General features: G+C 60.5%; 18 protein-coding genes. 11 read left to right on the plus strand and 7 right to left on the minus strand.

All coding sequences use genetic code 11. The features are described from left to right. Position 1: 1 nt before the first annotated feature. From AC07OF_RS03345 to AC07OF_RS03370, 6 genes are all read left to right on the plus strand, one after another. Positions 2–643, plus strand: coding sequence for a YfgM family protein (locus AC07OF_RS03345; RefSeq protein WP_157194053.1), 642 nt, complete (start codon positions 2–4; stop codon positions 641–643). Next, the gene (gene bamB, locus AC07OF_RS03350) at positions 636–1,787 is read left to right on the plus strand and encodes an outer membrane protein assembly factor BamB (protein ID WP_191832323.1); all 1,152 of its coding nucleotides are present in this window, start codon (positions 636–638) and stop codon (positions 1,785–1,787) included. The genes AC07OF_RS03345 and bamB overlap by 8 nt, the downstream gene beginning before the upstream one ends. A 116-nt stretch (positions 1,788–1,903) precedes the next feature. Then, positions 1,904–3,364, plus strand: coding sequence for a ribosome biogenesis GTPase Der (gene der / locus AC07OF_RS03355; protein WP_038614501.1), 1,461 nt, complete (start codon positions 1,904–1,906; stop codon positions 3,362–3,364). A gap of 161 nt (positions 3,365–3,525) precedes the next feature. Continuing rightward, positions 3,526–4,674, plus strand: coding sequence for a pyridoxal phosphate-dependent aminotransferase (locus AC07OF_RS03360; protein ID WP_038614499.1), 1,149 nt, complete (start codon positions 3,526–3,528; stop codon positions 4,672–4,674). Beyond that, complete coding sequence (locus AC07OF_RS03365) at positions 4,662–5,453, plus strand: amidohydrolase (protein WP_476445976.1); 792 nt, start codon at positions 4,662–4,664, stop codon at positions 5,451–5,453. Before AC07OF_RS03360 ends, AC07OF_RS03365 begins: the two co-directional genes overlap by 13 nt. A gap of 280 nt (positions 5,454–5,733) precedes the next feature. Beyond that, the gene (locus AC07OF_RS03370) at positions 5,734–6,387 is read left to right on the plus strand and encodes a hypothetical protein (RefSeq protein ID WP_157194046.1); all 654 of its coding nucleotides are present in this window, start codon (positions 5,734–5,736) and stop codon (positions 6,385–6,387) included. 94 nt (positions 6,388–6,481) lie between these two features. On the opposite strand, the gene AC07OF_RS03375 is transcribed toward AC07OF_RS03370, so the two are convergent. Then, on the minus strand, positions 6,482–9,034 hold the full coding sequence (locus AC07OF_RS03375; protein WP_495072574.1) for a PepSY domain-containing protein: 2,553 nt from the start codon (positions 9,032–9,034) through the stop codon (positions 6,482–6,484). Between the two features lie 104 nt (positions 9,035–9,138). Next, complete coding sequence (locus AC07OF_RS03380; protein WP_157194043.1) at positions 9,139–11,430, minus strand: TonB-dependent receptor; 2,292 nt, start codon at positions 11,428–11,430, stop codon at positions 9,139–9,141. 220 nt (positions 11,431–11,650) lie between these two features. On the opposite strand from AC07OF_RS03380, the gene AC07OF_RS03385 reads away from it, so the two are divergent. After that, positions 11,651–12,331, plus strand: coding sequence for a Fe2+-dependent dioxygenase (locus AC07OF_RS03385; RefSeq protein WP_038614493.1), 681 nt, complete (start codon positions 11,651–11,653; stop codon positions 12,329–12,331). Positions 12,332–12,334: 3 nt separating this feature from the next. Further along, complete coding sequence (locus AC07OF_RS03390) at positions 12,335–13,093, plus strand: tetratricopeptide repeat protein (protein WP_157194041.1); 759 nt, start codon at positions 12,335–12,337, stop codon at positions 13,091–13,093. A gap of 72 nt (positions 13,094–13,165) precedes the next feature. On the opposite strand, the gene AC07OF_RS03395 is transcribed toward AC07OF_RS03390, so the two are convergent. Then, positions 13,166–14,329 (minus strand): type III PLP-dependent enzyme, encoded by a 1,164-nt coding sequence (locus tag AC07OF_RS03395; protein ID WP_036993923.1) that lies wholly within the window; start codon positions 14,327–14,329, stop codon positions 13,166–13,168. Positions 14,330–14,988: 659 nt separating this feature from the next. On the opposite strand from AC07OF_RS03395, the gene AC07OF_RS03400 reads away from it, so the two are divergent. The 3 genes from AC07OF_RS03400 (at position 14,989) to AC07OF_RS03410 (ending at position 19,032) form a co-directional block, all read left to right on the plus strand. Next, positions 14,989–15,477, plus strand: a complete 489-nt coding sequence (locus AC07OF_RS03400; protein ID WP_157194039.1) for an RNA polymerase sigma factor — start codon at positions 14,989–14,991, stop codon at positions 15,475–15,477. 17 nt (positions 15,478–15,494) lie between these two features. Then, on the plus strand, positions 15,495–16,469 hold the full coding sequence (locus AC07OF_RS03405) for a FecR family protein (RefSeq protein WP_157194037.1): 975 nt from the start codon (positions 15,495–15,497) through the stop codon (positions 16,467–16,469). A gap of 109 nt (positions 16,470–16,578) precedes the next feature. Next, positions 16,579–19,032 (plus strand): TonB-dependent siderophore receptor, encoded by a 2,454-nt coding sequence (locus tag AC07OF_RS03410; RefSeq protein ID WP_232478210.1) that lies wholly within the window; start codon positions 16,579–16,581, stop codon positions 19,030–19,032. Between the two features lie 104 nt (positions 19,033–19,136). On the opposite strand, the gene AC07OF_RS03415 is transcribed toward AC07OF_RS03410, so the two are convergent. From AC07OF_RS03415 to AC07OF_RS03430, 4 genes are read right to left on the minus strand one after another with little or no spacing between them, the layout of a single operon-like run. Next, entirely contained in the window at positions 19,137–20,291 is a 1,155-nt protein-coding gene (locus AC07OF_RS03415) for an osmoprotectant ABC transporter ATP-binding protein OsmV (protein WP_157194035.1), read from the minus strand. Continuing rightward, complete coding sequence (locus AC07OF_RS03420; RefSeq protein ID WP_342623200.1) at positions 20,288–20,941, minus strand: ABC transporter permease; 654 nt, start codon at positions 20,939–20,941, stop codon at positions 20,288–20,290. The genes AC07OF_RS03415 and AC07OF_RS03420 overlap by 4 nt, the downstream gene beginning before the upstream one ends. Further along, complete coding sequence (locus AC07OF_RS03425; RefSeq protein WP_495072575.1) at positions 20,938–21,846, minus strand: glycine betaine ABC transporter substrate-binding protein; 909 nt, start codon at positions 21,844–21,846, stop codon at positions 20,938–20,940. Before AC07OF_RS03425 ends, AC07OF_RS03420 begins: the two co-directional genes overlap by 4 nt. A gap of 14 nt (positions 21,847–21,860) precedes the next feature. Continuing rightward, positions 21,861–22,547, minus strand: coding sequence for an ABC transporter permease (locus AC07OF_RS03430; protein ID WP_191832399.1), 687 nt, complete (start codon positions 22,545–22,547; stop codon positions 21,861–21,863). Positions 22,548–22,555: the final 8 nt, after the last annotated feature.

Here is a 22,555-nt window from a genome sequence, read left to right on the forward strand (position 1 = left end):
GGTGTCGAGTACCGATGATGAACAGCTGGCGGCCTTCAAGGACTGGTGGCAGCGCAATGGCAAGCCACTGGTAACCGGCGGCCTGCTGGCACTGGTAATAGTGTTCGGCTGGCAAGCCTTCCAGAAATACCAGGGCAACCAGTCGCAAGGCGCCTCGAACCTTTATCAGGCCCTGCTGGAAACCACCCTGACGCCTAGCGGCGAGCCGGATGCGGCCAAGGTCGCGGAACTGTCCGGCAAGCTCAAGAACGAGTTTGGCGGTAGCGCCTACGCCCAGTACGGCAGCCTGTTCGTGGCCAAGGTCGCGGTCGAGGCCGGCAAGCTCGATGACGCTGCTGCCGAGCTCAAGTCGATCGTCGACAAGCCGGCTGATGACACCCTGGGCGAAATCGCCCGTCAGCGCCTGGCCCGTGTCCTGGCTGCCCAGAACAAGGCTGAAGAAGCGCTGAAACTGCTGGAAGGCGACGCCGACAAAGCGTTCCTGGCCAGCCGTGAAGAGCTCAAGGGCGACCTGCTGGTACAGCTGGGTCGTGCTGCTGATGCCCATGCCGCTTACAAAAAGGCCAAGGACGCGCTGTCTGACGACGCCGCGATCGGTGGTTTGCAACTCAAGCTCGACGACCTGGCCAAAGGGGATGCGTGACGTGATCGGTTGGAAACATGCAGCAGTGCTGACCCTGGCCATTCTGGCCGCGGGTTGCAGCAGCAACAGCAAAAAGGAATTGCCGCCGGCCGAGCTGACCAAGTTCACCGAAGAGGTGGTCCTGAAGAAGCAATGGAGTCGTTCGATCGGTGACGGTCAGGGCGAGTCCTTCAACATGCTGGTCCCGGCGATCGAGAACGATCGTATCTACGCCGCCGATGTGACCGGCGTGGTGATGGCCATGGATCGCAATACTGGCGACGTGGCCTGGAAAAAAGACCTTGAACTGCCTGTCTCCGGTGCCGTTGGCGTCGGTTACGGCATGGTCATGCTCGGTACCCTGCGCGGTGAAGTGATCGCCCTGGATGCCAGCACCGGTGAGCAGCGCTGGCGTTCGCGCGTTACCAGTGAAGTGCTGGCGCCGCCTGCCACCAACGGTGACGTGGTGGTCGTGCAAACCCAGGACGACCGTGTGATCGGCCTGGATGCCAGCACCGGTGATCGCCGCTGGATCTACGAAAGCACTCCAGCGGTACTGACCCTGCGTGGTACCGGTGCACCGATCGTGACCAATCACCTGGCTGTTGCTGGTTTGTCGACCGGTAAGGTCATCGCGCTGGATACCCGCAACGGCGTGCCGGTCTGGGAACAGCGTGTGGCCATCCCGCAAGGTCGCTCGGAGCTTGACCGGGTTGTCGATATCGACGGCGGCCTGCTGCTGTCTGGCGGTACCCTGTACGTGAGCAGCTACCAGGGCCGGGTTGCCGGCCTGGATCTGGAAAGCGGCCGGGTGTTGTGGCAGCGTGATGCTTCCAGCTACACCGGTGTGGCCCAAGGCTTCGGTAACGTCTACGTGAGCCTGGCTTCGGGTACCGTGGAAGGTATCGACGAGCGCTCTTCGAGCGCCCTGTGGAGCAACGATTCGCTGGCACGTCGTCAATTGTCGGCGCCGGAAGTGTTCTCCAGCTATGTAGCAGTAGGTGACCTGGAAGGCTACCTGCACCTGCTCAGCCAGGTCGACGGTCGCTTCGTCGGTCGTGAGCGTATCGACAGCGATGGCCTGCGTGCCCGTCCGCTGGTGGTGGGTGACACCATCTATGTGTACGGCAACAGCGGCAAGCTCGAGGCGCTGACCATCCGCTGAGGCTATGCTTGAGGCCGTGCAGGCCTCGGGCTGCGGCACTTCGGGTGCCGCCCGAACTCCGGCCGCTGCAGTGCAGCGGCCTTTGTATTTTCTGAATTTATGAAGTGGAGAGCCGCATGGTTCCCGTAATCGCCCTGGTGGGCCGACCGAACGTCGGTAAATCCACCATGTTCAACCGCCTGACCAGGACCCGTGACGCTATCGTCGGCGACCTGTCCGGGCTGACCCGTGACCGCCAATACGGTGAAGCAAGCTGGCAAGGCCGTTCGTACATTCTGGTCGACACCGGTGGTATTTCCGGTGACGAGCACGGCATGGACGAAAAAATGGCCGAGCAGTCGCTGCTGGCCATCGAAGAAGCCGATGTGGTCCTGTTCCTGGTTGACGCCCGCGCCGGCCTGACCGCTGCCGACCAGATGATTTCCGAGCACCTGCGCAAGCGCAACAAGCGCTCGTTCCTGGTCGCCAACAAGATCGACAACATCGATCCGCAGATTGCCATCGCCGAGTTCTCGCCGTTGGGCATGGGCAACGCCATCGGCGTCGCCGGTGCTCAGGGCCGTGGCGTCAACAACCTGCTGGAGGCCGTGCTCAGCGACTTCCCGCGGGACAATGTAGAAGAGATCGATACCGACGTCGCCGAGGGCGAGGAAGCGGTACGTATTCCTGGTCCGAGCGAGAAAGATGGCATCAAGATCGCCATCATCGGTCGTCCGAACGTCGGCAAATCGACCCTGGTCAACCGCATGCTCGGTGAAGACCGGGTAATCGTTTACGATCAGCCGGGCACCACCCGCGACAGTATCTACATTCCCTTCGAGCGTAATGAAGAGAAGTACACCCTGATCGACACCGCCGGGGTGCGCAAGCGCGGCAAGATCCACGAAGAAGTCGAAAAGTTCTCCGTGGTCAAGACCCTGCAGGCGATCAAGGATGCCAACGTGGTCATCTTCGTCATGGATGCCCGCGAAGGCGTGGTTGACCATGACCTGAACCTGCTGGGCTTTGCCCTGGAAGCCGGCCGCGCCATCGTCATCGCCCTGAACAAGTGGGATGGCATGCAGCCAGGTGAACGCGACTACGTGAAAACCGAGCTGGAACGCCGGCTGTTTTTCGTCGACTTCGCCGACATCCACTTCATTTCGGCGCTGCACGGCACTGGCGTGGGCAATCTGTACCAGTCGGTGCAGAACTCCTTCAAGTCGGCGGTTACCCGCTGGCCGACCAGCCGCCTGACCCAGATCCTCGAAGACGCGATCAGCGATCACCAGCCGCCGATGGTCAACGGTCGCCGTATCAAGCTGCGCTATGCCCACCTGGGGGGCGCCAACCCGCCGATCATCGTGATCCACGGTAACCAGGTCGAGAAAGTACCCAAGTCCTACTCGCGCTACCTGGAAAACACCTATCGCCGCGTGCTCAAGCTGGTCGGTACGCCGATCCGCATCGAGTACAAGGGTGGTGAGAACCCGTACGAAGGCAACAAGAACGCCTTGACCGACCGCCAGGTCAACAAGAAGCGTCGCTTGATGTCGCACCACAAGAAAGCCGAGAAGAAGCGTAAAGACAAACGCTAAATGCATCGCGGGGCAAGCCCGCTCCCACAGCGTTTAAATGAGCCTGTGGGAGCGGGCTTGCCCCGCGATTGCCCTGCGACGGTTGCAACCTTTTTCCTGAACACTCAATCCGCTATGCTCGGTCTCTGACCGCCGGATTGTTCAGCAGGAAAGAGGGCTTCATGATCAGTAGCAAGTTGCCGAACGTCGGCACGACCATCTTTACCACCATGTCCCAGCTCGCCGTGCAAACCGGCGCCTTGAACCTGTCCCAGGGTTTTCCCGATTTCAATGGTCCCCAGGCCCTGCTCGATGCGGTAGGCCGGCATGTGAGTGCCGGACACAACCAGTATTGCCCGATGACCGGTTTACCAGCCTTGCGCCAGCAGGTCGCGACCAAGATCGCCCGTAGCTATGGCGTCAGTGTCGATGCCGAGACGGAGGTCACCATCACCCCGGGTGCCACCGAAGCAATCTTTTGTGCCATCCACGCTGTCATTCGTGCTGGTGATGAAGTGATTGTCTTCGATCCGTGCTACGACAGTTACGAGCCTTCGGTCGAACTGGCCGGCGGACGCTGCGTGCATGTACAGCTCACCGACGGTCAATTTGCCATCGACTGGCAGAAGCTCACTGAGGCCCTGAGCCCGCGTACGCGGATGATCATTCTCAACTCGCCGCATAACCCCACGGGCGCGTTGTTCAGCCGCGATGACCTGGACAAGCTGGCACTGCTGATCGCCGACCGCGATATCTACCTGATCAGCGACGAGGTCTATGAACACCTGGTGTTCGACGGCGTACAGCACGCCAGCGTGCTGGCCGTTGAAGCGCTGTACCAGCGTGCCTTTGTCGTCAGCTCGTTCGGCAAGACCTATCACGTTACTGGCTGGAAGACCGGCTATGTAGTTGCTCCACCGGCACTGAGCGCTGAGCTGCGCAAGGTCCATCAGTACGTCAACTTCTGTGGTGTGACTCCGTTGCAATGGGCGCTGGCCGATTTCATGGCCGAGCATCCGGAGCACGTCGAAGAACTCCCGGCCTTCTACCAGGCCAAGCGCGATCTGTTCTGCGATCTGCTGGCCACATCACGCTTTCAGTTCACCCGCACCGCCGGTACCTACTTCCAGTTGGTCGACTACTCAGCCATCCGCCCGGACCTGAACGACGTCGAGATGTCGCTGTGGCTCACCCGTGAACACGGGGTGGCAACCATCCCGGTATCGGTGTTCTACCAGCAACCCATTCCCGAGCAGCGCTTGGTGCGCCTGTGTTTTGCCAAACGCGAGGAGACGCTGCGTCAGGCAGCGGAGAAGTTATGCGCGATCTGAGTGCTCTGCCTAACCTGAAAGTCGCCCTGGTGCAGACAACCCTGGCCTGGCACGACCGCCTGGCCAACTACGAACATTTCGAGGGCTTGCTGGAGCAGGCCCGTGGCGCCGATCTGATCATCCTCCCGGAAATGTTCACCACCGGTTTTTCCATGGATTCCGAGAGCCTGGCCGAGCCGGAAAACGGCCCGACCTACAAGTGGCTCAAGAGCCAGGCGAAAAAGCTCGATGCGGTGGTTACTGGCAGTGTGATCATCCAGGCCGCCGACGGCAGCCACCGCAACCGCCTGCTCTGGGCACGCCCGGATGGCGAGATCCTGTTCTACGACAAGCGCCATCTGTTCCGCATGGCCGGCGAGCACAAGCACTACACCCCAGGCGAGCGCCAGGTGCAGTTCGAGGTCAAGGGCTGGCGGGTGCGCGCGCTGATCTGCTACGACCTGCGCTTCCCGGTGTGGAGCCGTGATGCGCAAGATACCGACCTGCTGCTGTACACGGCCAACTGGCCGGCGGCGCGGCGTCAGCACTGGAACCGCCTGTTGCCGGCACGGGGCATTGAAAACCTGTGTTACGTGGCGGCGGTGAACCGGGTCGGTACTGACGGCAAGGGCTTTGCCTATTCTGGCGACAGCCAGGTACTGGATTTCCAGGGCGAGAGCCTGCTCAGTGCAGGGGAGGCGGATGGGGTCTTTACCGTGATTCTCAACGCGGCTGATCTGGCAGCCTACCGCACGCGTTTTCCGGCCAATCTGGATGCCGATACCTTCGAACTGCACTGACCACCGTTGTCAGGAAGGTTTTCAAGCGGTTGGTTGAGTGTTGAGTGCCAACTGCGCAACTTCAAGCGTGCTTGATCTCCAGGCACGTTAAGCCATAGCTACCCTGCTGGCGGATAGGCCCGGCAACTATCCGCCGCCCCGGAGGAAACCGTTCAGCATTCATTCAGATACAGCCCCAAGCGCATGCTCGTTGTCGCCCTCGTATGGACTTTGAACCGCCCGACATTCGCTTGCGAGGCGTAAGTACGATTCAGCGAATGGCAGGGTCAGGAGTGAATGTATGTATCCACAAGAGTTGAACAAGGATTTCGTCGCTACTCTGGTGTGCTTGGCCGATCCAGAACATCCGATTCCGGTCAGGGTCTCATGGCATAGATCATCGTCGAAAAAGAAGAAAAGGAAGAAGTCGGGTCATCTTGAAGGCCCACTTGCGGCGAGCATCCTGCAAGACATTGGCGTGGAGGACTCAGAGGACATTGACGTGGAGGAGCTGGGGGCGGCCAAGAATATTTCGCAGGGTGCTAATGCCTTGTTCGCTAATGTCGATTCCGGATGGTTGCAGCTGACCGCCAATGCGAACTCTCGACCTGTGAAACTTACTTTCGCTTTCATCGAGCAGATAGCGGATCGTATTCACTTCAACGTCGGAAGCCTTGCCCAGAGCCTTTACTTCGGCCAGCAAATTGATTCCAGCCGCAATGGATTTCTCGGCTTTTACAGCAGTGTGGAGGACGAAGTGTTCTGGAAAATCGAACCGGCGGGTTTTTACGAAGGCTTTGGCGATCAGCGGCCTGCGTTTTTTCTGCGTGACCGCAAGGGATACACGGTCAAAGCGCAATCAGAGAACGGTGTCACCTACCTCTCCACAGGCGGTAACGGCAGCCCCCTGCTCTTCACCCTGAATGACTATGAAGTTATTGAGCCCCCTGCGTAAAAACGAGTTCACAAGGCGCATGTGCGTTTCCATAAGGGCTTTGGGCACGCACATGCGCCGAGAAAAGACGGAATCCTACGCAATTAACGTCTGATCAATACACGTCACGCCGATACCGCCCATCCTCGATCAGCCGTTGAAGCGCTTCATCGCCAAGGATGCCCTTGAGCGCTGCATCCACCCCCGCAGCCATTCCTTGCAGGCTTCCGCAGACATACACGCAGGCCCCTGCAGCCACCCAGCGGCGCAGTTCTTCTCCTTGCTGCAGCAACACATCCTGGACATACACCTTCTCTGCCTGATCCCGCGAAAACGCCAGGTCCAGCCGTTGCAGGTCACCGCTGTCCAGCCAGGCTTGCATTTCATCGCCGCACAGCAGGTCGTGTGCTCGGTTACGCTCGCCGAACAACAGCCAGTTACGCTGCTCGCCCTCGGCGATACGCGCCTTGAGCAAACTGCGCAGGCCCGCCAGGCCAGTGCCATTACCGATCAGAATGATCGGCACCGATGCTTCTGGCAGCTGGAAGCCGCTATTACGGCGCACGCGCAGGTTGACGCTGCCTTGCACCGGCAGGTACTCGGTCAGCCAGCCTGAGCCGAGCCCCAGGTTGCCGTCGGGATGGCGTTCCTGACGAATGATCAGTTCCAGCACGCCATCGCTGGCAATCGAGGCGATTGAATATTCGCGCGCAGCCAGCGGAATCAGCGCATCGACCAGGGCCTGGGCATGCAGGCCGACCAGGTGCTCGCGGCTGTTGGGCAGTTGCCGACCGGCCAGGGCCTGGAGCAGGCTTTCTTGCAGACCATCGACCTGGACGGCAGATTCGCCATCAAGCCCCAGCCCGTACAGGAACTGTTCAAGGATTTGCGGACTGTTGCGCGGCAGGATCTCCACCAGGTCTCCGGCTTGCCATTGCGCCGGTTGCTGTGGCTTGAGGCCAAGCAGATACACCGCTGAGCCCTGGCTGCCAGGGTTCATCAAGGTGCGCTCAACCAGGGTCCAGTTACTGAACTCAGGCGCCTTCCAGGCGGCCAGTGGTTTGCTGCCGGTCAACTGTGCCAGCTGCTGCTGCCAGTGCTGCAGGGCGGCAGGGTCTGCACTGTCGACTTCCACTGGGGTGAATGCGCTGGTGGCGCCACGCTCGCCAAGCCAGGCCTGCAGGCGTCGGGCAAAGCCACAGAAATGTGGATATTGCCGGTCGCCGAGAGCGAGCAGGGCGTAGTTCAGGTTGTCCAGGGCCCAAGGTTGGCCGAGCACTTTGCGTTCGAAGCCACGGGCACTGTCTGGCGCCTCACCATCACCGAAGGTACTGACCACGAACAGTGCGCGTTCCGCCTGATTGAGGTCGCTTTCGGTCAGTTCGGCCAGTGGCCGCACCTGTACGGGCAAACCGGCAGCTTGCAGTTGTCCGGCGCTCTGCCAGGCCAGCTGTTCGGCGAAACCGCTCTGGCTGGCAAAGCCAATGAGCCAGCCGTGGCCCTGGGCGTTCGATGGTGCCAAGGTGCTGCGTGCGGCCCGCACCTGGCGCTTCTTGCGTCGACGATCAAGGTAGAGCAGCCAGCCGGTGACAAAGAACAATGGCATGGTCAGGCTGGCGATGGTCACCAGAATGCGTCCGGTCAGGCCAAAGTAGCTGCCTACGTGCAGCGCATAAACGCTGGCCAGCAGTTGCGCCTTGAACGACTTGTCGGCGTAGCGATCGTGCTTTTTCACTTGGCCGTTGGCCGGGTCGAGGGTCAGGGTGTTGAGCGCACGTTCGTGCTCGGCGCCTTCAAGCAGGTAGAAGAGGGTCGCCGGTTGTCCGCCAGCAGGTGGCAGTCGCAGGTTGTAGCTGGCCATGGCCGGGCCGGCGGCGGCTTGCAGGTTGCTCCAGATGGCATCGTAGTCGACCACCAGCGGTTTGGCGTCTTTGCCCGGAGCACCACCTGGGCGCCCGCGGCCTTCGCCACGCTTGTGCTGCTCGCCGGCAGCGGGGCCATCGGCCAGCAGCTTGTTCAGGCCTTCGCGGTACCACTCATACGACCAGAACAGGCCAGTGAGGGCGAACAGCAGATAGAACAGCAGGCACCAGGTGCCGAATACCGCATGCAGGTCCCAGTTGAAGGCCCGGCCCTTCTTCGCCCAGTCCAGAGTCAGCCAGACCCGCCAGTTCAGCGCCTTGCGCGGCCAGCGCAGGTACAGGCCGGAGAGACAGAAGAAAATCAGCATGAGCGTGCAGGCGCCGGTGATCTGCCGCCCGGTGTCGCCCATGGCCAGAAAACGGTGCAACTGCAGCATCAGGTCGAAGAAGCCTTGACCGGCAACCTCGCCCTGCAGCTTGCCGGTATAAGGATCGGCATAGCGCATCAAGCCCCGGCGTTCACCGGGAGGCGGGGTGAAGAAGACGCGTGCCGCCTTGTCGCTTTGTGGCTGGACCCAGAGCATGGCGACCTTGTCACCCTGTTCGGCCTCGATCTTTCTGACCAGTTCGGGCATTGGCAAGACACCCTCCTGGCGTACTTCGACTTTGAGCACGTCGGGGTTGAACAGCTGCAGCAGCTCATCCTGGAACGACCAGATCGCCCCGGTAATGCCCATCAACGCCAGCACCAGGCCGGCGGTGATACCGAAGAACCAGTGCAGTTGAAACAACGATTTCTTCACCACATCGATCACCTTGTCTTGCCGCAAATACGAATGCGTCGCGCATTATGCCTTGATACACAAAAGCCCCGTTCACCGAAATGAACGGGGCTTGCCAGTCAGCGCACTCAGAAGTGGAAGTTGGTGCTCAGCAGGGCGGTGCGGCCGGCTGCCTGGTTGGCGTAATGGGCACCGTAGGCTTTGTCGTAGTAGACCTCGTCGGTAAGGTTCTGCACGTTCAACTGCAGGTCGACGTTCTTGGTCAGCTTGTAGCTGGCCATGGCGTCGTAGCGCCAGTACGAGTCGACCATAACGGTGTTGTTGACGTTGCCAAACACGTCGTCGACATAGAAGGCACCGCCACCGATGGTCAGTTTCGGGGTGACGTTGTAGGTGGTCCACAAGGTCAGGCTGTTATTCGGGGTGTTCGGCATCTGGTTGTCGTTGTTCGGGCTGTCGACGAATACCCCCCCCACATTCTGTTTGCCGCCATCGACCAGTTTGGCGTCCATGTAGGTGTAGCCCGCAAAGACTTGCCAGTTATTGGTCAATTTACCGGTGGCTGTCAGTTCCAGACCGTCTACGCGGCTTTTGCCGACGTTCTCGTAAGTGTTGCTGCTGACCAGTACCCGGGCGTTTTCCTTCTCGGTACGGAAAACCGCGGCGGTCAGGGCCAGGCGCTGGTCCAGCAAGTCCCACTTGGTGCCGATTTCGTAGTTGGTGGTTTCTTCCGGTTTCAGTTCGCTGCTGGTCGTGGCCGTCAGCAGCGGGTTGCCGTCGCTGCCTTCACCCAGCGAAGCGCCAGCGGGGGTCGCCGAGGTGGCATAGGAAATGTAGATGCTGCCGTTTTCCGCAGGCTTCCACGTCAGGCCCAGTTGGCCGGTGACGAACTCGCTGGTGTCTTCAGTCTTGAAGCTGGTGGCGCCACTGGCGACTTTGGTCTTGGCCTTGGTGTCGAAATGGTCGTAGCGCAAGCCCATGGTCAGTAACCAGGCAGGATCCAGTTCCAGGGTGTCGGTCAGGTAGATGGCGCGGGTGTTGCTGGTGGTGTCGGCACCCGCGTTGGTGCGGCTGACGCTACCACCCCATGCTTCATTCGGGTCGGGGTTGGGGAACGAGGTGCACACGCCAGGAACAAGGCCTTCGCCCTTGGAACAGTCACCCGACTTGAAGCCGGTAACGTCGTAGCCTTCCTTGGTCGAGGCTTCGCGGCTCAATTCGATACCGGTAGAGAAGGTGTTCTTGAACCCGCCGATGTATACCTCACCGAACAGGTCGGTCTGGTTGGTGGTGGTGCGGGTATTGGCGACACGGTTGTTCGGGCGACGCCAGACTTCACCCTTGAGGATGTTGCCCTTGCTGTCGTCAGGCTGACTGTAGATGTAATCCTGCAGGGTGTTGCCGTGGCGCAGGGTGTTCTTGATGGTCAGCGCATCACTCAGGTCATGTTCCAGAGCGATGGTGGCGATATCTGCGCGGCTCTTGAAGAAGTCGCGGCCAACCAGACCGTAGAAGTTGTCACTGTCGCCGCCATCAGTCGGCTTGTCGGGGTTTGCCGACGTACGATTGGCGGAGCTGCCGGATTTAAGGCTGTAAGGGATGCCTGAATCTGGCAGGTCATCGCTTTCCATGTGGTAGTAATCCAGGCTCAGGCGGGTTTCAGTGCCCAGGCCAAAGACCAGCGACGGCGCTACGCCCCAACGGTCATAGTTGACCTCGTCGCGGCCGGCGACGTTGCTTTCGTGACTCATCAGGTTCAGGCGGAACGCGGCGGTGTCGAGGAACTGATAGTTGCCATCGAAGGTGTAGCGTTGGGTCTGGTCCGAGCCCCAGGTGAAGCCAGCGTCGGTGGAGTTGCCCATGTGGGCGCGTTTGCTCACCAGGTTGATGGTACCGCCCGCCGCACCACGACCGCCGATAGTCGAGTTCGGGCCCTTGGCGACTTCGACCGATTCAATCGCGAAGATTTCGCGGGTCTGCGAGCCAGTGTCACGTACACCGTCCAGGTACATCGAGCTTTGCGAGTCGAAGCCACGAATGAAGGGGCGGTCGCCTGACGGGTTGCCGCCTTCGCCGGCGCCCATGGTGATGCCAGGCACAGTACGCAGGGCGTCCTGCAGGTTAAGGGCGTTGGTGTCCTTGATGACCTGCTGAGGGATCACGGTCACGCTGCGTGGAATGTCTACCAGCGGTGCGGTGTACTTCGGCGAAGAAGCACTCTCCACCTTGTAATCAGTGCTTGCCGCGTCGGCCTGGCCGGTAACGCTGGTCGCGTCCAGGGCAATCGCGTCGTTCTTGGCCGGCTCGGCTTCTGCGGCATAAGCCAGGTGTCCGGCGGAAGTAGCAGTAAGCGCTACACCAATGGCAGAGGCGAGCAAGCGTGGTGAACTGACAGCGGTTGGCACATAGTGACGCGGCATGGTGGTCCCCTTCCCCAGGTTTTCAAGGCCGCGAAATATAATGTAAACAAATATGAGTAACAATTGAGAAAGGTTGCTATTTGTGGGGAATTTACAATCTTTACAATTTGTAACTGCGGGTTTCCATTGCTGAAACGTCGCACCCCTCAGAAAGGGCTTGTGGTAAGCCAATGGGAATCAATACCATTGACATCTTTTTATGCTTTCAGGTGCCTGCGCCATGCTGCTACACATTTCCGGACTGTTCTCCACCGAGGAAGTCACGCGTATCCGTGAGGCGCTGGAGCGGACCGAGTGGGCCGACGGCAAGATCACCGCGGGTTATCAGTCGGCCAAGGCCAAGCACAACCTGCAGCTCCCCGAAGGCCATCCACTGGCCAAGGAAATCGGCACGGCGCTGATCGAGCGTTTGTGGCAGCACCCACAGTTCATGTCGGCGGCGCTGCCGCACAAGGTCTTCCCGCCCTTGATCAACTGCTATCGCGAAGGTGGCAATTTCGGCTTTCATATTGATAACGCCCTGCGCCAGCCCCGCGGCAGCCACGAGCGGGTGCGTACCGACCTGTCCTCGACCCTGTTCCTGAGCAACCCCGAAGACTACGACGGTGGTGAGCTGGTGATCCAGGACACCTACGGTGTGCAACAAGTGAAGCTGGCGGCAGGCGACCTGGTGCTCTATCCGGGCACCAGCCTGCACAAGGTCAATCCGGTCACGCGTGGCGCACGTTATGCCGCGTTCTTCTGGACCCAGAGCCTGGTTCGCGAAGACAGTCAGCGCGCTTTGCTGTTCGAGATGGATAACGCAATCCAGCAGCTGACAGCAGACATGCCCGATCACCCGGCACTGATCCAGCTGACCGGCACCTATCACAATCTGCTGCGCCGCTGGGTCGAGGTCTGAGACATGGCTTTCGCAATGCGTAATCGGCAGGAAGTTGACAGCGAGCAGTTCGCCCAGATGCTTGAGCACAGCCCGGCAAAGGCTGCTCAGGCGATATTGGCGGCAGCGGGACAGGAGGTGGTTGAGGCCCAGTTGCTGCTTGGGCAGATCCTGCTCGACGGGCGTGGCATCGAGCAGGACTCCGGTCTGGCTCGGCGCTGGTTTGCCATAGCGGCCGCGCATGGCAGTGCCATGGCCGACAATATGCTCGGGCGTTGCCTGGAGCATGGTTGGGGCGGGGAGGTGGATCTAGCTCGGGCTGCTCGGCACTATGACCGGGCGGCGCGAGCCGGGCTGGACTGGGGGATGTACAACCGCGCCAATATGCTCGCTACCGGGCGGGGTGTTGCCCAGGACGACGTAGCGGCGCTGGCCTGGTATCGGCAAGCAGCTGAACTCGGTCATGCCAAGTCGATGAACCTGTTGGGGCGTTTTCTGGAGGAAGGTCTGCATTGCCCGCTCGATGTGTCAGGCGCACAGCGTTGGTACCAGCGTTCAGCTGAGGCCGGAGATTTTCGCGGACAGTTCAGTCATGCCGGGGTATTGGCGGCTCAGGGGCAGACACAAGAGGCCCTGGCCTGGTTGCAGCGCGCGTTAGTCGCTGGCAACGAGAATTTCCTGAGGGTAGCCGGCCCGGCCTTGGAGCAGGCCGAACAGCCCGAAATCCGTAGCCTGGCAATTTCCTACCGAGAACGTTTGGCGCAACTCGAAGCCGGGCGCTGAATGTAGCGCGGGGCCGTTGCTGATTTTCAGCAGCGGCCCCGCGATGGTGTACTCAGCAGCCCGATACTGTCATTACAGGTAGTAGGCTTTCAGTGGCGGAAAGCCATTGAACTCCACCGCGCTGTAGCTGGTGGTGTAGGCACCGGTCGACAGCCAGTACAGGCGGTCACCGATGGCCAGGTTCAGTGGCAAGCCGTATTTGTAGTGCTCGTACATGATGTCGGCGCTGTCGCAGGTCGGGCCGGCGATCACTACTTCTTCCATCTCGCCTTTTTTCTCGGTCCAGATCGGGAACTTGATCGACTCGTCCATGGTTTCGATCAGGCCGGAGAACTTGCCGACGTCGGTGTAGACCCAACGCTCGACGGCGGTACGCGACTTGCGCGCCACCAGCACCACTTCACTGACCAGGATGCCGGCGTTGGCGATCAGCGAACGGCCTGGCTCGAGGATGATTTCCGGCAGGTCGTCACCGAAGTCTTCCTTGAGGAAACGGATGATTTCTTCGGCGTAGGTTTCCAGGCTGTTGGTACGGGTGATGTAGTTGGCCGGGAAGCCGCCACCCATGTTGATCAGCTTGAGCTCGATGCCGTCTTCTTCCTTCAGGCGTTCGAAGATCACTTTGACCTTGGCGATCGCCGCGTCCCAGACGCTGATGTCACGCTGCTGGGAACCGACGTGGAAAGACACACCGTAAGGCACCAGGCCCAGGTCGCGGGCGAGGATCAGCAGGTCCATGGCCATGTCGGTCTGGCAGCCGAACTTGCGCGACAGCGGCCAGTCGGCAGTGGTCGAGCCTTCGGTGAGGATACGCACGTAAACCTTCGAACCCGGTGCGGCCTTGGCGATGTTGCGCAGGTCGGCTTCGGAGTCGGTGGCATACAGACGCACGCCCTTCTCGTAGAAGTAGCGGATGTCCTTGGATTTCTTGATGGTGTTGCCATAGCTGATGCGATCGGCGCTGACGCCACGGCCCATCACTTTGTCCAGCTCATAGATCGAGGCGATGTCGAAGCTCGAGCCTTTTTCCTTGAGCAGGTCGATGATTTCCACGGCTGGGTTGGCCTTGACCGCGTAGTAAACCTTGGCGAATTCGAAACCGGCGCGCAGGTCGTCGTAGGCCTGGCTGATCATCTGGGTGTCGATGAGTACGAACGGGGTTTCTTGCTTGTCAGCGAACGCCTTCATTTTCTGAAAGGTATCGCGCGCGAAGTAGTCTTCGACCTGAATCGACATGCTTAGGGACTCCATGGGCAAACTGAATAAAAAAGTGGCTGCAACTGAACGCCCTCCGTATCCCCACTTTGGTTCGCCTACTTCCCAAGGCATGTCGCCGAAAGCAAAAAGGTCACCGTGCGTGATAAAGCGAGCTACGGGTGACCTTGCTGTCTCGTCGTCAGTACTTGAGCCGGATGGATCGTTTCCAGCATGGACGTTCGGCGCGAACTTTAGGACCTGAGGGGCTCAAGATCAACAAAAAATGTCGCGATTTTGCACACGTCTGTCGCCCCATCCCGCACAGCCACTTTTTAACCGACCCAGGTAAACAGTAGATGTTCAATTTGATGACAAAAGCGTTAAAAATACCGAAAAGCCCACAGATCTTTCAGCGATTCGGTAAGTTTGCTTTCACGCTGTGTGATCGGCGAATTTAGCGACGAAAGTGGCAAAAAAGACCTCAGTTGGCCGCCAGAAAACACGCATGCATTTCAGGGGCACAGGGCGCTGGCGTTCAATTTTTTTTTCGTGCTCAGCGGCCATCCTGCGCGTTGCCACCCGCACATTTTTTTATCCCGATCACGCTTCGTCGCCTGCCATCATCTTCGATTGCTGCGCTTAATAAGAAACATTACTATTCGCGTCATTCCTCATCGCTTGGCGAAGACCCCCGCATCGTGTCGCGACACAAAGGCTTTCTCGACCACTACCAAGAGCTGATCGGCACCTGGACGCGCAAATTGCGCAATCGCCAGCAGGCCGAGGATCTGGCACATGATGCGTTTGTCCGGGTGCTGGAAAATGACCAGGCCGGAGTCGAGCAACCCCGCGCTTACCTGCACCAGACCGCGCGCAATATTGCGGTGGATGGTTACCGCCGCGAAGATCGCCGCCAGGCCGTCGAGCAAGACTTATTCGATCCTGCCTGCGATGCCAGTGGCGACCCGGAGGCCTACATGCATGCCATCGAGCTGGCTGACAGCGTCGAGCGCGCCCTGGCGCAATTGCCGCTAAATTGTCGCCGGGTGTTCATCTGGCAGAAGCTCGAAGGACTGACCCAGGCGGAAATCGCCGAGCGCATGGGCTTGACCAAGAACATGGTCGAAAAGTATATGATCCGCACGCTCCGGCATCTGCGTGAGCACCTGGATGTGTCGACGAGATGAGTCAGGCGAATGTTTTCATGAATCATGACGCGTGCCTGTGTGGCACCGAAGCCATGCGCGAGCAGGCAGCCCAGTGGTTTGCCCGGACCCGTGACGGGGCGTTGGGCGCAGACCAACAGGCGCAATTCGACGTCTGGCTGGCGCAGCACCCGCAGCATCAGCATGAGTACGATCTGCTCGGCCAGCTCTGGGGCGCCGCAGATGTTTTGCCGCGTGCGCGTCTTGAGGCGTTGTGCCAGGCCGATCCGGTGCGCCCGTTGCCGCGTCGGCGCTTCGTTCAGCAGGCGCTGGCCGCGGGTGTCGCAGTCGCGGCCGTGGGGCTTGGCTGGTTCGGCTGGCAACAGCACCAGCTCAACTATCAGGACCAGTTGCAGACGGCCCTTGGCGAGCGCCGCCAACTCGAGCTGCCGGACGGCTCACAGCTGGAGCTCAATGGCCGTACGCAACTGAAAGTCGATTTCAGCGCCGGGCAACGGCGAATCGAATTGAGCGCCGGGGAAGTCATGTTCAGTGTCGCCCATGACACGACACGGCCTTTTGTCGTGAGTACCAGCAACGGCACGGTCACGGTCACTGGTACCCGTTTCGACGTACGCCTGGATCCGGCCCGCACCCGGGTAGCCGTAGAGCAAGGCTCGGTCAGGGTCCAGGGCAGTGGCGCCAGCCAGGCGTTACTCACTGCCGGTCTTGGTTCGCAGATCGATGCCCAGGGTCAGGTCGCCACACCTTATGCGGTGGACGCTGCGGCGCTGACCGCCTGGCGCAAGGGCAAGCTGGTGTTCAATGACGCGCCGTTGAGCGAAGTGGTCGAGGAAGTCTCGCGCTACCGTGCCCAACCCTTGCGCGTGGCCGCGGGCGAGGTGGCGGCGTTGCGCCTGAGCAGCACCTTCAGCAGTGACGACACCGACGCCTTGTTGCGGGCTCTGCCGAGCATCCTGCCGGTGGCTATCAAGACCCATGCCGATGGCTCCAGCGAAATAATTTCAAAATAAATTCAGGTTTTTTTTCAGTTGTTCGTCTTCCTGGCCAACTGCAACTGCCAAGCATTTCCATTTGCATGCAGATGGCATTTTATCCGGCCCCTCAGGATTTCTCGAAGACGTGAACAACAACAAGTTTTCCCCGCGTTCTGCCCCACGCCTGCGCACCCGTTTGCTGCCACTGGCGCTGGCCCTGGCGGTCAGTGGCGGTATCGCCAGCAGCTATGCCGACCAGGCGGCGACCAGCATCCAGATCCCGGCCCAGTCGCTGGCTTCGGCCTTGAGCCAACTGGGGCAGCAGACTTCGCTGCAGCTGTTCTTCAGCCCCGAGCTGGTGGCCGGCAAGCAAGCTCCGGCCGTGTCCGGCACCCTGGCGCCGGAGCAGGCTCTGCAGACACTGCTGCAAGGCAGCGGGCTGACTTACGAGATTTCCCAGGGCACCGTGGTGCTCAAGCCTGCGCAGAGTGCGGGTACCCTGACCACCGGTAGCCTCGAACTGGCGCCGACCGACGTCAAGGTCGTCGGTGACTGGCTTGGCAACGCCGAAGAAACCGTGGTCCAGAACCATCCTGGCGCCCGGACTGTGGTGCGCCGCGAGGCGATGGTCGAGCAAGGCGCGATGAACGTGCGCGATGTGCTGCGTGGCATTCCGGGTGTGCAGGTGCAGGATTCAAACGGTACCGGCGGCAGCGATATAGCCCTCAACGTCGGCGTGCGCGGTCTGACCTCGCGCTTGTCGCCGCGCTCCACCGTACTGATCGATGGCATTCCAGCGGCCTTCGCCCCGTATGGTCAGCCGCAGCTGTCGATGGCACCGATCTCCTCTGGCAACCTCGACAGCATCGATGTGGTCCGTGGTGCCGGCTCGGTACGTTATGGTCCGCAGAACGTCGGTGGGGTCATCAACTTCGTGACCCGGGCAATTCCGGAAAAGGCCACTGGCGAGCTGTCCACCACCATGGAAACTTCTCGCCATGGTGGCTGGAAACATATCGAGTCGGCGTTCCTCGGCGGTACCGCTGACAACGGCCTGGGCGCGGCGTTGCTGTATTCCGGGGTCAACGGTAATGGCTATCGCAGCAGCAACAACGGCAACGACATCGACGACGTGCTGTTGAAGACCCATTGGGCGGTGACTGACAGCGACGAGTTGTGGCTTAACTTTCACTATTACGACGCCAAGGCCGATATGCCCGGCGGTCTGACCCAGGCGCAGTTCGACGACGATCCGTACCAGTCCGATCGCGACCACGACAACTTCAGCGGCCGCCGTAAAGACGTCTCGCTCAAGTACCTGCGCCAGATCGACGACCTTACCCAGTTCGAAGTGCAGACCTACTACACCGACAGCTTCCGTGGCAGCAGCATCGCCGCCCGCGACCAGAAGACCCTGTCGTCGTACCCGCGCAGTTACCACACCTTTGCGATCGAACCGCGTGTATCGCGGATCTTCTTTGCCGGCCCGACCACCCAGGAAGTCAGTGTCGGTTATCGCTATCTCAAGGAAGCGATGCACGAACAATCGACGCGTCTGGCCTTGGTCGACAACGTCCCGACCCCGGCACCAGGCTCTGACGGGCATGTGTTCCAGGATCGTACCGGTGGCACCGAAGCCAGCGCCTACTACATTGACGACAAGATCGATGTCGGCAACTGGACCATCACCCCGGGCGTTCGCTTCGAGCACATCAATACGGATTGGCATGAGCGTCCGGTGATCGGTACCGACGGCAAGCCGGTGCAGGAGAAGAACCGCAGTGTGACGAGCAACGAGCCATTGCCAGCGTTGAGTGTGATGTACCACCTGTCCGATGAATGGAAGCTGTTTGCCAACTACGAAACCTCGTTCGGCAGCCTGCAGTACTTCCAGCTCGGGCAGGGTGGTATCGGTGACCAGACCGCCAATGGCCTGGAACCGGAAAAAGCCAAGACCTATGAAGTGGGTACCCGATACAACAATGGTACCTGGGGCGGCGAGCTGACTGCGTTCTACATCGACTTCGATGACGAACTGCAATACATCAGCAACGACATTGGCTGGACCAATCTTGGTGCGACCAAGCACCAGGGTATCGAGGCCTCGATGCACTATGACCTGTCGGGTCTCGACCCACGTCTACAGGGCCTGAGCGCCAATGCCGCATTCACCTACACCCGCGCCACCTATGAAGGGGAAATTCCCGGTTTCAAAGGCCGCGACCTGCCGTTCTACTCGCGGCAAGTGGTTAACGCCGGGCTGCGTTACCAGATCAATCGCTGGACCTGGAACCTGGATGCCTTTGCCCAGTCGAAGCAACGCGCACCGGGCACTGGTATGAATAAAGATGGTAGTTTCAACGGTGACTACATCACCGAGCCGAGTGCCGACGGTCAGTTTGGCGACATTCCTGGCTACGTCACCTGGGCGGCGCGCGGTGGCTACGACTTCGGCCAGGAGCTATCGAACCTGAAGCTGGCGGCAGGGGTGAAGAATATCTTCGACAAGCAGTACTACACCCGTTCCAGCGACAACAACTCGGGGATCTACCTGGGTGAGCCGCGTACCTTCTATGTGCAGGCCAGTGTAGGGTTCTGAATGGGTTGGGGCTGCTGTCGCAGCCCATCGCCGGCAAGGCCGGCTCCCACAGGTATTAAGTTGACCTCTGTGGGAGCCGGCCTTGCCGGCGATTATGTTCAGGGTCAGGCTAGTGCTTCAGCCGGCGATACGATACAGGTCTTGCCCCCACGCGAACGCCCCGAACTCAGGTAAGCGGCAATCGACTCTTGAGTCACTTCCCCCAGAAACACCTGCTCGGCATCCAGCACCGGCAACCACGAACGATTGAACTCGTACATCCGCGACAGCAGGATGCGCAGGTGCTCGTCATGGGACGCGGTGGCATTGAAAGTGCGCAGGAAGTCGGCGCAGCTACCGTGCTGGCGATGCAGGTCGCGCCGACGCACATAGCCCATGGCCTTGTTCTGTGCATCGGTGACCACCACGTAGCGCCGATCATGCTCGTCCATCAGTTCCAGCGCATCGTTGACCGGCGTTTGCGGGCTGACTGACGGTGCGTTGTCGGCGGCGTCTTCGGCGCGTACCAGCAACAGGCGTTTGAGCGTGCTGTCCTGACCGACGAAGTTGCTCACGAAGTCATCGGCCGGGTGCGCCAGCAACGTATCCGGATGGTCGATCTGGATCAGTTTACCGGCGCGGAAAATGGCGATTTTGTCACCCAGTTTGATCGCCTCGTCGATGTCGTGGCTGACCATGATCACGGTCTTGTTCAGCGCCCGCTGCATCTCGAAAAACTCGTTCTGGATCATCTCGCGGTTGATCGGGTCGACCGCGCCGAACGGTTCGTCCATCAACAGCAGCGGTGCCTCGGCGGCCAGGGCGCGGATCACCCCGATGCGCTGTTGCTGGCCACCGGACAATTCGCGCGGGTAGCGCTGCAGGTACTGCTTGGGTTCGAGCTTGATCATGCTCATCAATTCGCGGGCACGCTCATGGCACTTTTGCTTGTCCCAGCCGAGCAGGCGCGGGACCACGGTGATGTTTTCCTCGATGGTCATGTTGGGGAACAGACCGATCTGCTGGATCACATAGCCGATACGCCGGCGCAGGGTGACTTCGTCGAGTCCCGTGGTGTCTTCGCCGTTGATCAGCACCTTGCCGGAGGTTGGCGTGATCAGGCGGTTGATCATTTTCAGCGTGGTGCTTTTGCCGCAACCGGACGGGCCGAGGAACACGCAGATTTCGCCTTCATTGACGGTCAGGCTGACAGCGTCGACGGCTTTGACGTCTTTACCGTTGGCGTGAAAGGTCTTGCTCAGGTTCTGGAGTTCGATCATTTGCGCAGTCCTTCTGGAGTCAGGGCACGTTGCAGGGTTTGCAGCAGCAGGTCAGCGAAGATGGCCAGCAGGCTCACCAGCATTGCACCGACCAGCAGCATCGACATGTCGCTACGGCTGATGGAGGTCAGGATCAGTACGCCCAGGCCACCGGCGCCGATGGTGGCGGCGATGGTCATGACGCCAATATTCATCACCACGGCGGTACGCACGCCGGCGAGGATCACCGGCACGGCGATGGGCAGTTCGACCATGCGCAGGCGCTGGCCGAAGGTCATGCCGATACCGCGCGCGGCTTCACGAATCCCTGGCTCGACATTGGTCAGCGCCAGGTAGGTGTTGCGCAGGATCGGCAGCAATGAATACAGGAACACCGCAGTGATCGCCGGCAGTGGCCCCAGGCCCTGGCCGAACTTGGAGTAGAACGGCAACAGCAGGCCGAACAGGGCAATCGAGGGGATGGTCAGCAGCACCGTGGCGCACGCCTGCAAGGGGCCGGCGAGGGCAGGGAAGCGGGTCATGAGGATGCCCAGCGGTACGCCGAACAGAATCGCCAGGCTGACGGCGATGCCGACCAGGGTGATGTGCTGCCAGGTCAGGTGCAGGACCTGGGCCCAGTCCAGGTGAGCGAAGGTATCGAGCATGGTCATGGCTGCTCCTGTGCAGGTGGATGCTGGCGCAGGTACTCGGCGGCGACCTTGCCCGGGCTCTGGTGCTCGACGTCGACTTTGGCGTTGAGCTCGCGCAGGGTCTGGTCATCCAGTTGCTCGGCCAGCGGCTTGAGCAGGGTGGCCAGTTGCGGGTGGGCGTCGAGGACTTCCTTACGCACCACCGGGGCGGCGGTGTAGTCGGGGAAGTAGTGTTTGTCGTCTTCGAGCAGCTTCAGGTCAAAGGCGCTCAGACGTCCGTCGGTGGTGTAGACCAGGCCACTGAATACCTGGCCGTTGCGCAGCGCGGTGTAGACCAGGCCGGCGTCCATCTGGCGGATGTTACGGCGGGTCAGTTGCAGGTCGTAGGTTTCGGCGAGGCCGACCAGTCCGTCGGGGCGATTGGCGAACTCGGTGTCCAGGGCGATCACATGTGTGCGTTGTTTCTCCTCACGCAATACCTGGTTCAGCTGGCTGATGCTGTTTACCTGCGGATACTGCTCGGCAATCTTGCGCGGCAGGGCCAGGGCGTAGGTGTTGCTGAATTTCGATGGCGCCAGCCAGATCAGACCTTTCCTGGCATCCAGTTCCTTGACCTTGGCATAAGTCGCCGCGGCGCTGGGCATGCGCTCGTCGATGTGGTTATAGGACACCAGCGACACCCCGGTGTATTCCCAGACCATGTCCAGCTGGCCGGTTTCATGGGCGCTGCGGGCCAGATTGCTGCCCAGGCCGCCGGTAATACGCACATCGAAGCCGTTCTGGTTGAGGTAGCGGGCGGTGATTTCCGCCAGCACGGTCTGTTCGGTGAAGACCCGTGCGCCGAGGCGGATCACAGGTTTTGTCGCGGCCTGGGCAAATCCCGAGAACAGCAGGGCCGCGCCCAGTAACAAGGCGATTCTTTTCATTGGAGTTCCTTCGCTTAGTGGGCCAGGCCGCGTTCAAGCCAGCGCCGGCTGCCTTGCGCCACCAGGGCGTCGAGCAAGAGGGCGAGCAAAGCGGTGCAGGCAGCGCCGAGCAGCAGTTGCGGCTGATTGTTCAGGGCGATGCCGGGAAAAATCAGGCTGCCCAGACTGTTGGCGCCGATCAGGAACGACAGCGGTGCGGTGCCGACGTTGATCGCCAGGGCCACCCGTACACCGCCGACGATGATCGGTACCGCATTGGGTAGCTCGACCTGCCACAGCCGTTGACGGGCTGTCATGCCGATGCCGGTGGCGGCTTCCTTGAGCGAGGCGGGAACGTTTTTCAGGCCCTCGTAGGTGTTGCGCACGATGGGCAGGAGGGAGGCGAGGAACAGGGCGAAGATCGCGGGACCGGCGCCAATGCCGAGGAAACTCAGGGCAATGGCCAGAACGGCCAAGGGGGGGATGGTGTTGCCAATATTGAAAAGCTGCATGAAACGTTCGGCGCGGTCGACCCGGTGTGGTCGACTCAAGGCAATCCCAGCGGGTATGCCCACGGCTAACGCCGCCACCATCGACAGCAGCACCAGCATCAGGTGCGCTTGCAGGTAGAACCACAGATCGGCGCGGTAGTGCGCGATCGTATCGATGCCGATCCAGTGGATCAGCAGGGCCAGGATGACGAGCGCGAAGGCACATCCCATCAGCCCCT

Source organism: Pseudomonas sp. GW821-FHT10B02 (assembly GCF_059415665.1).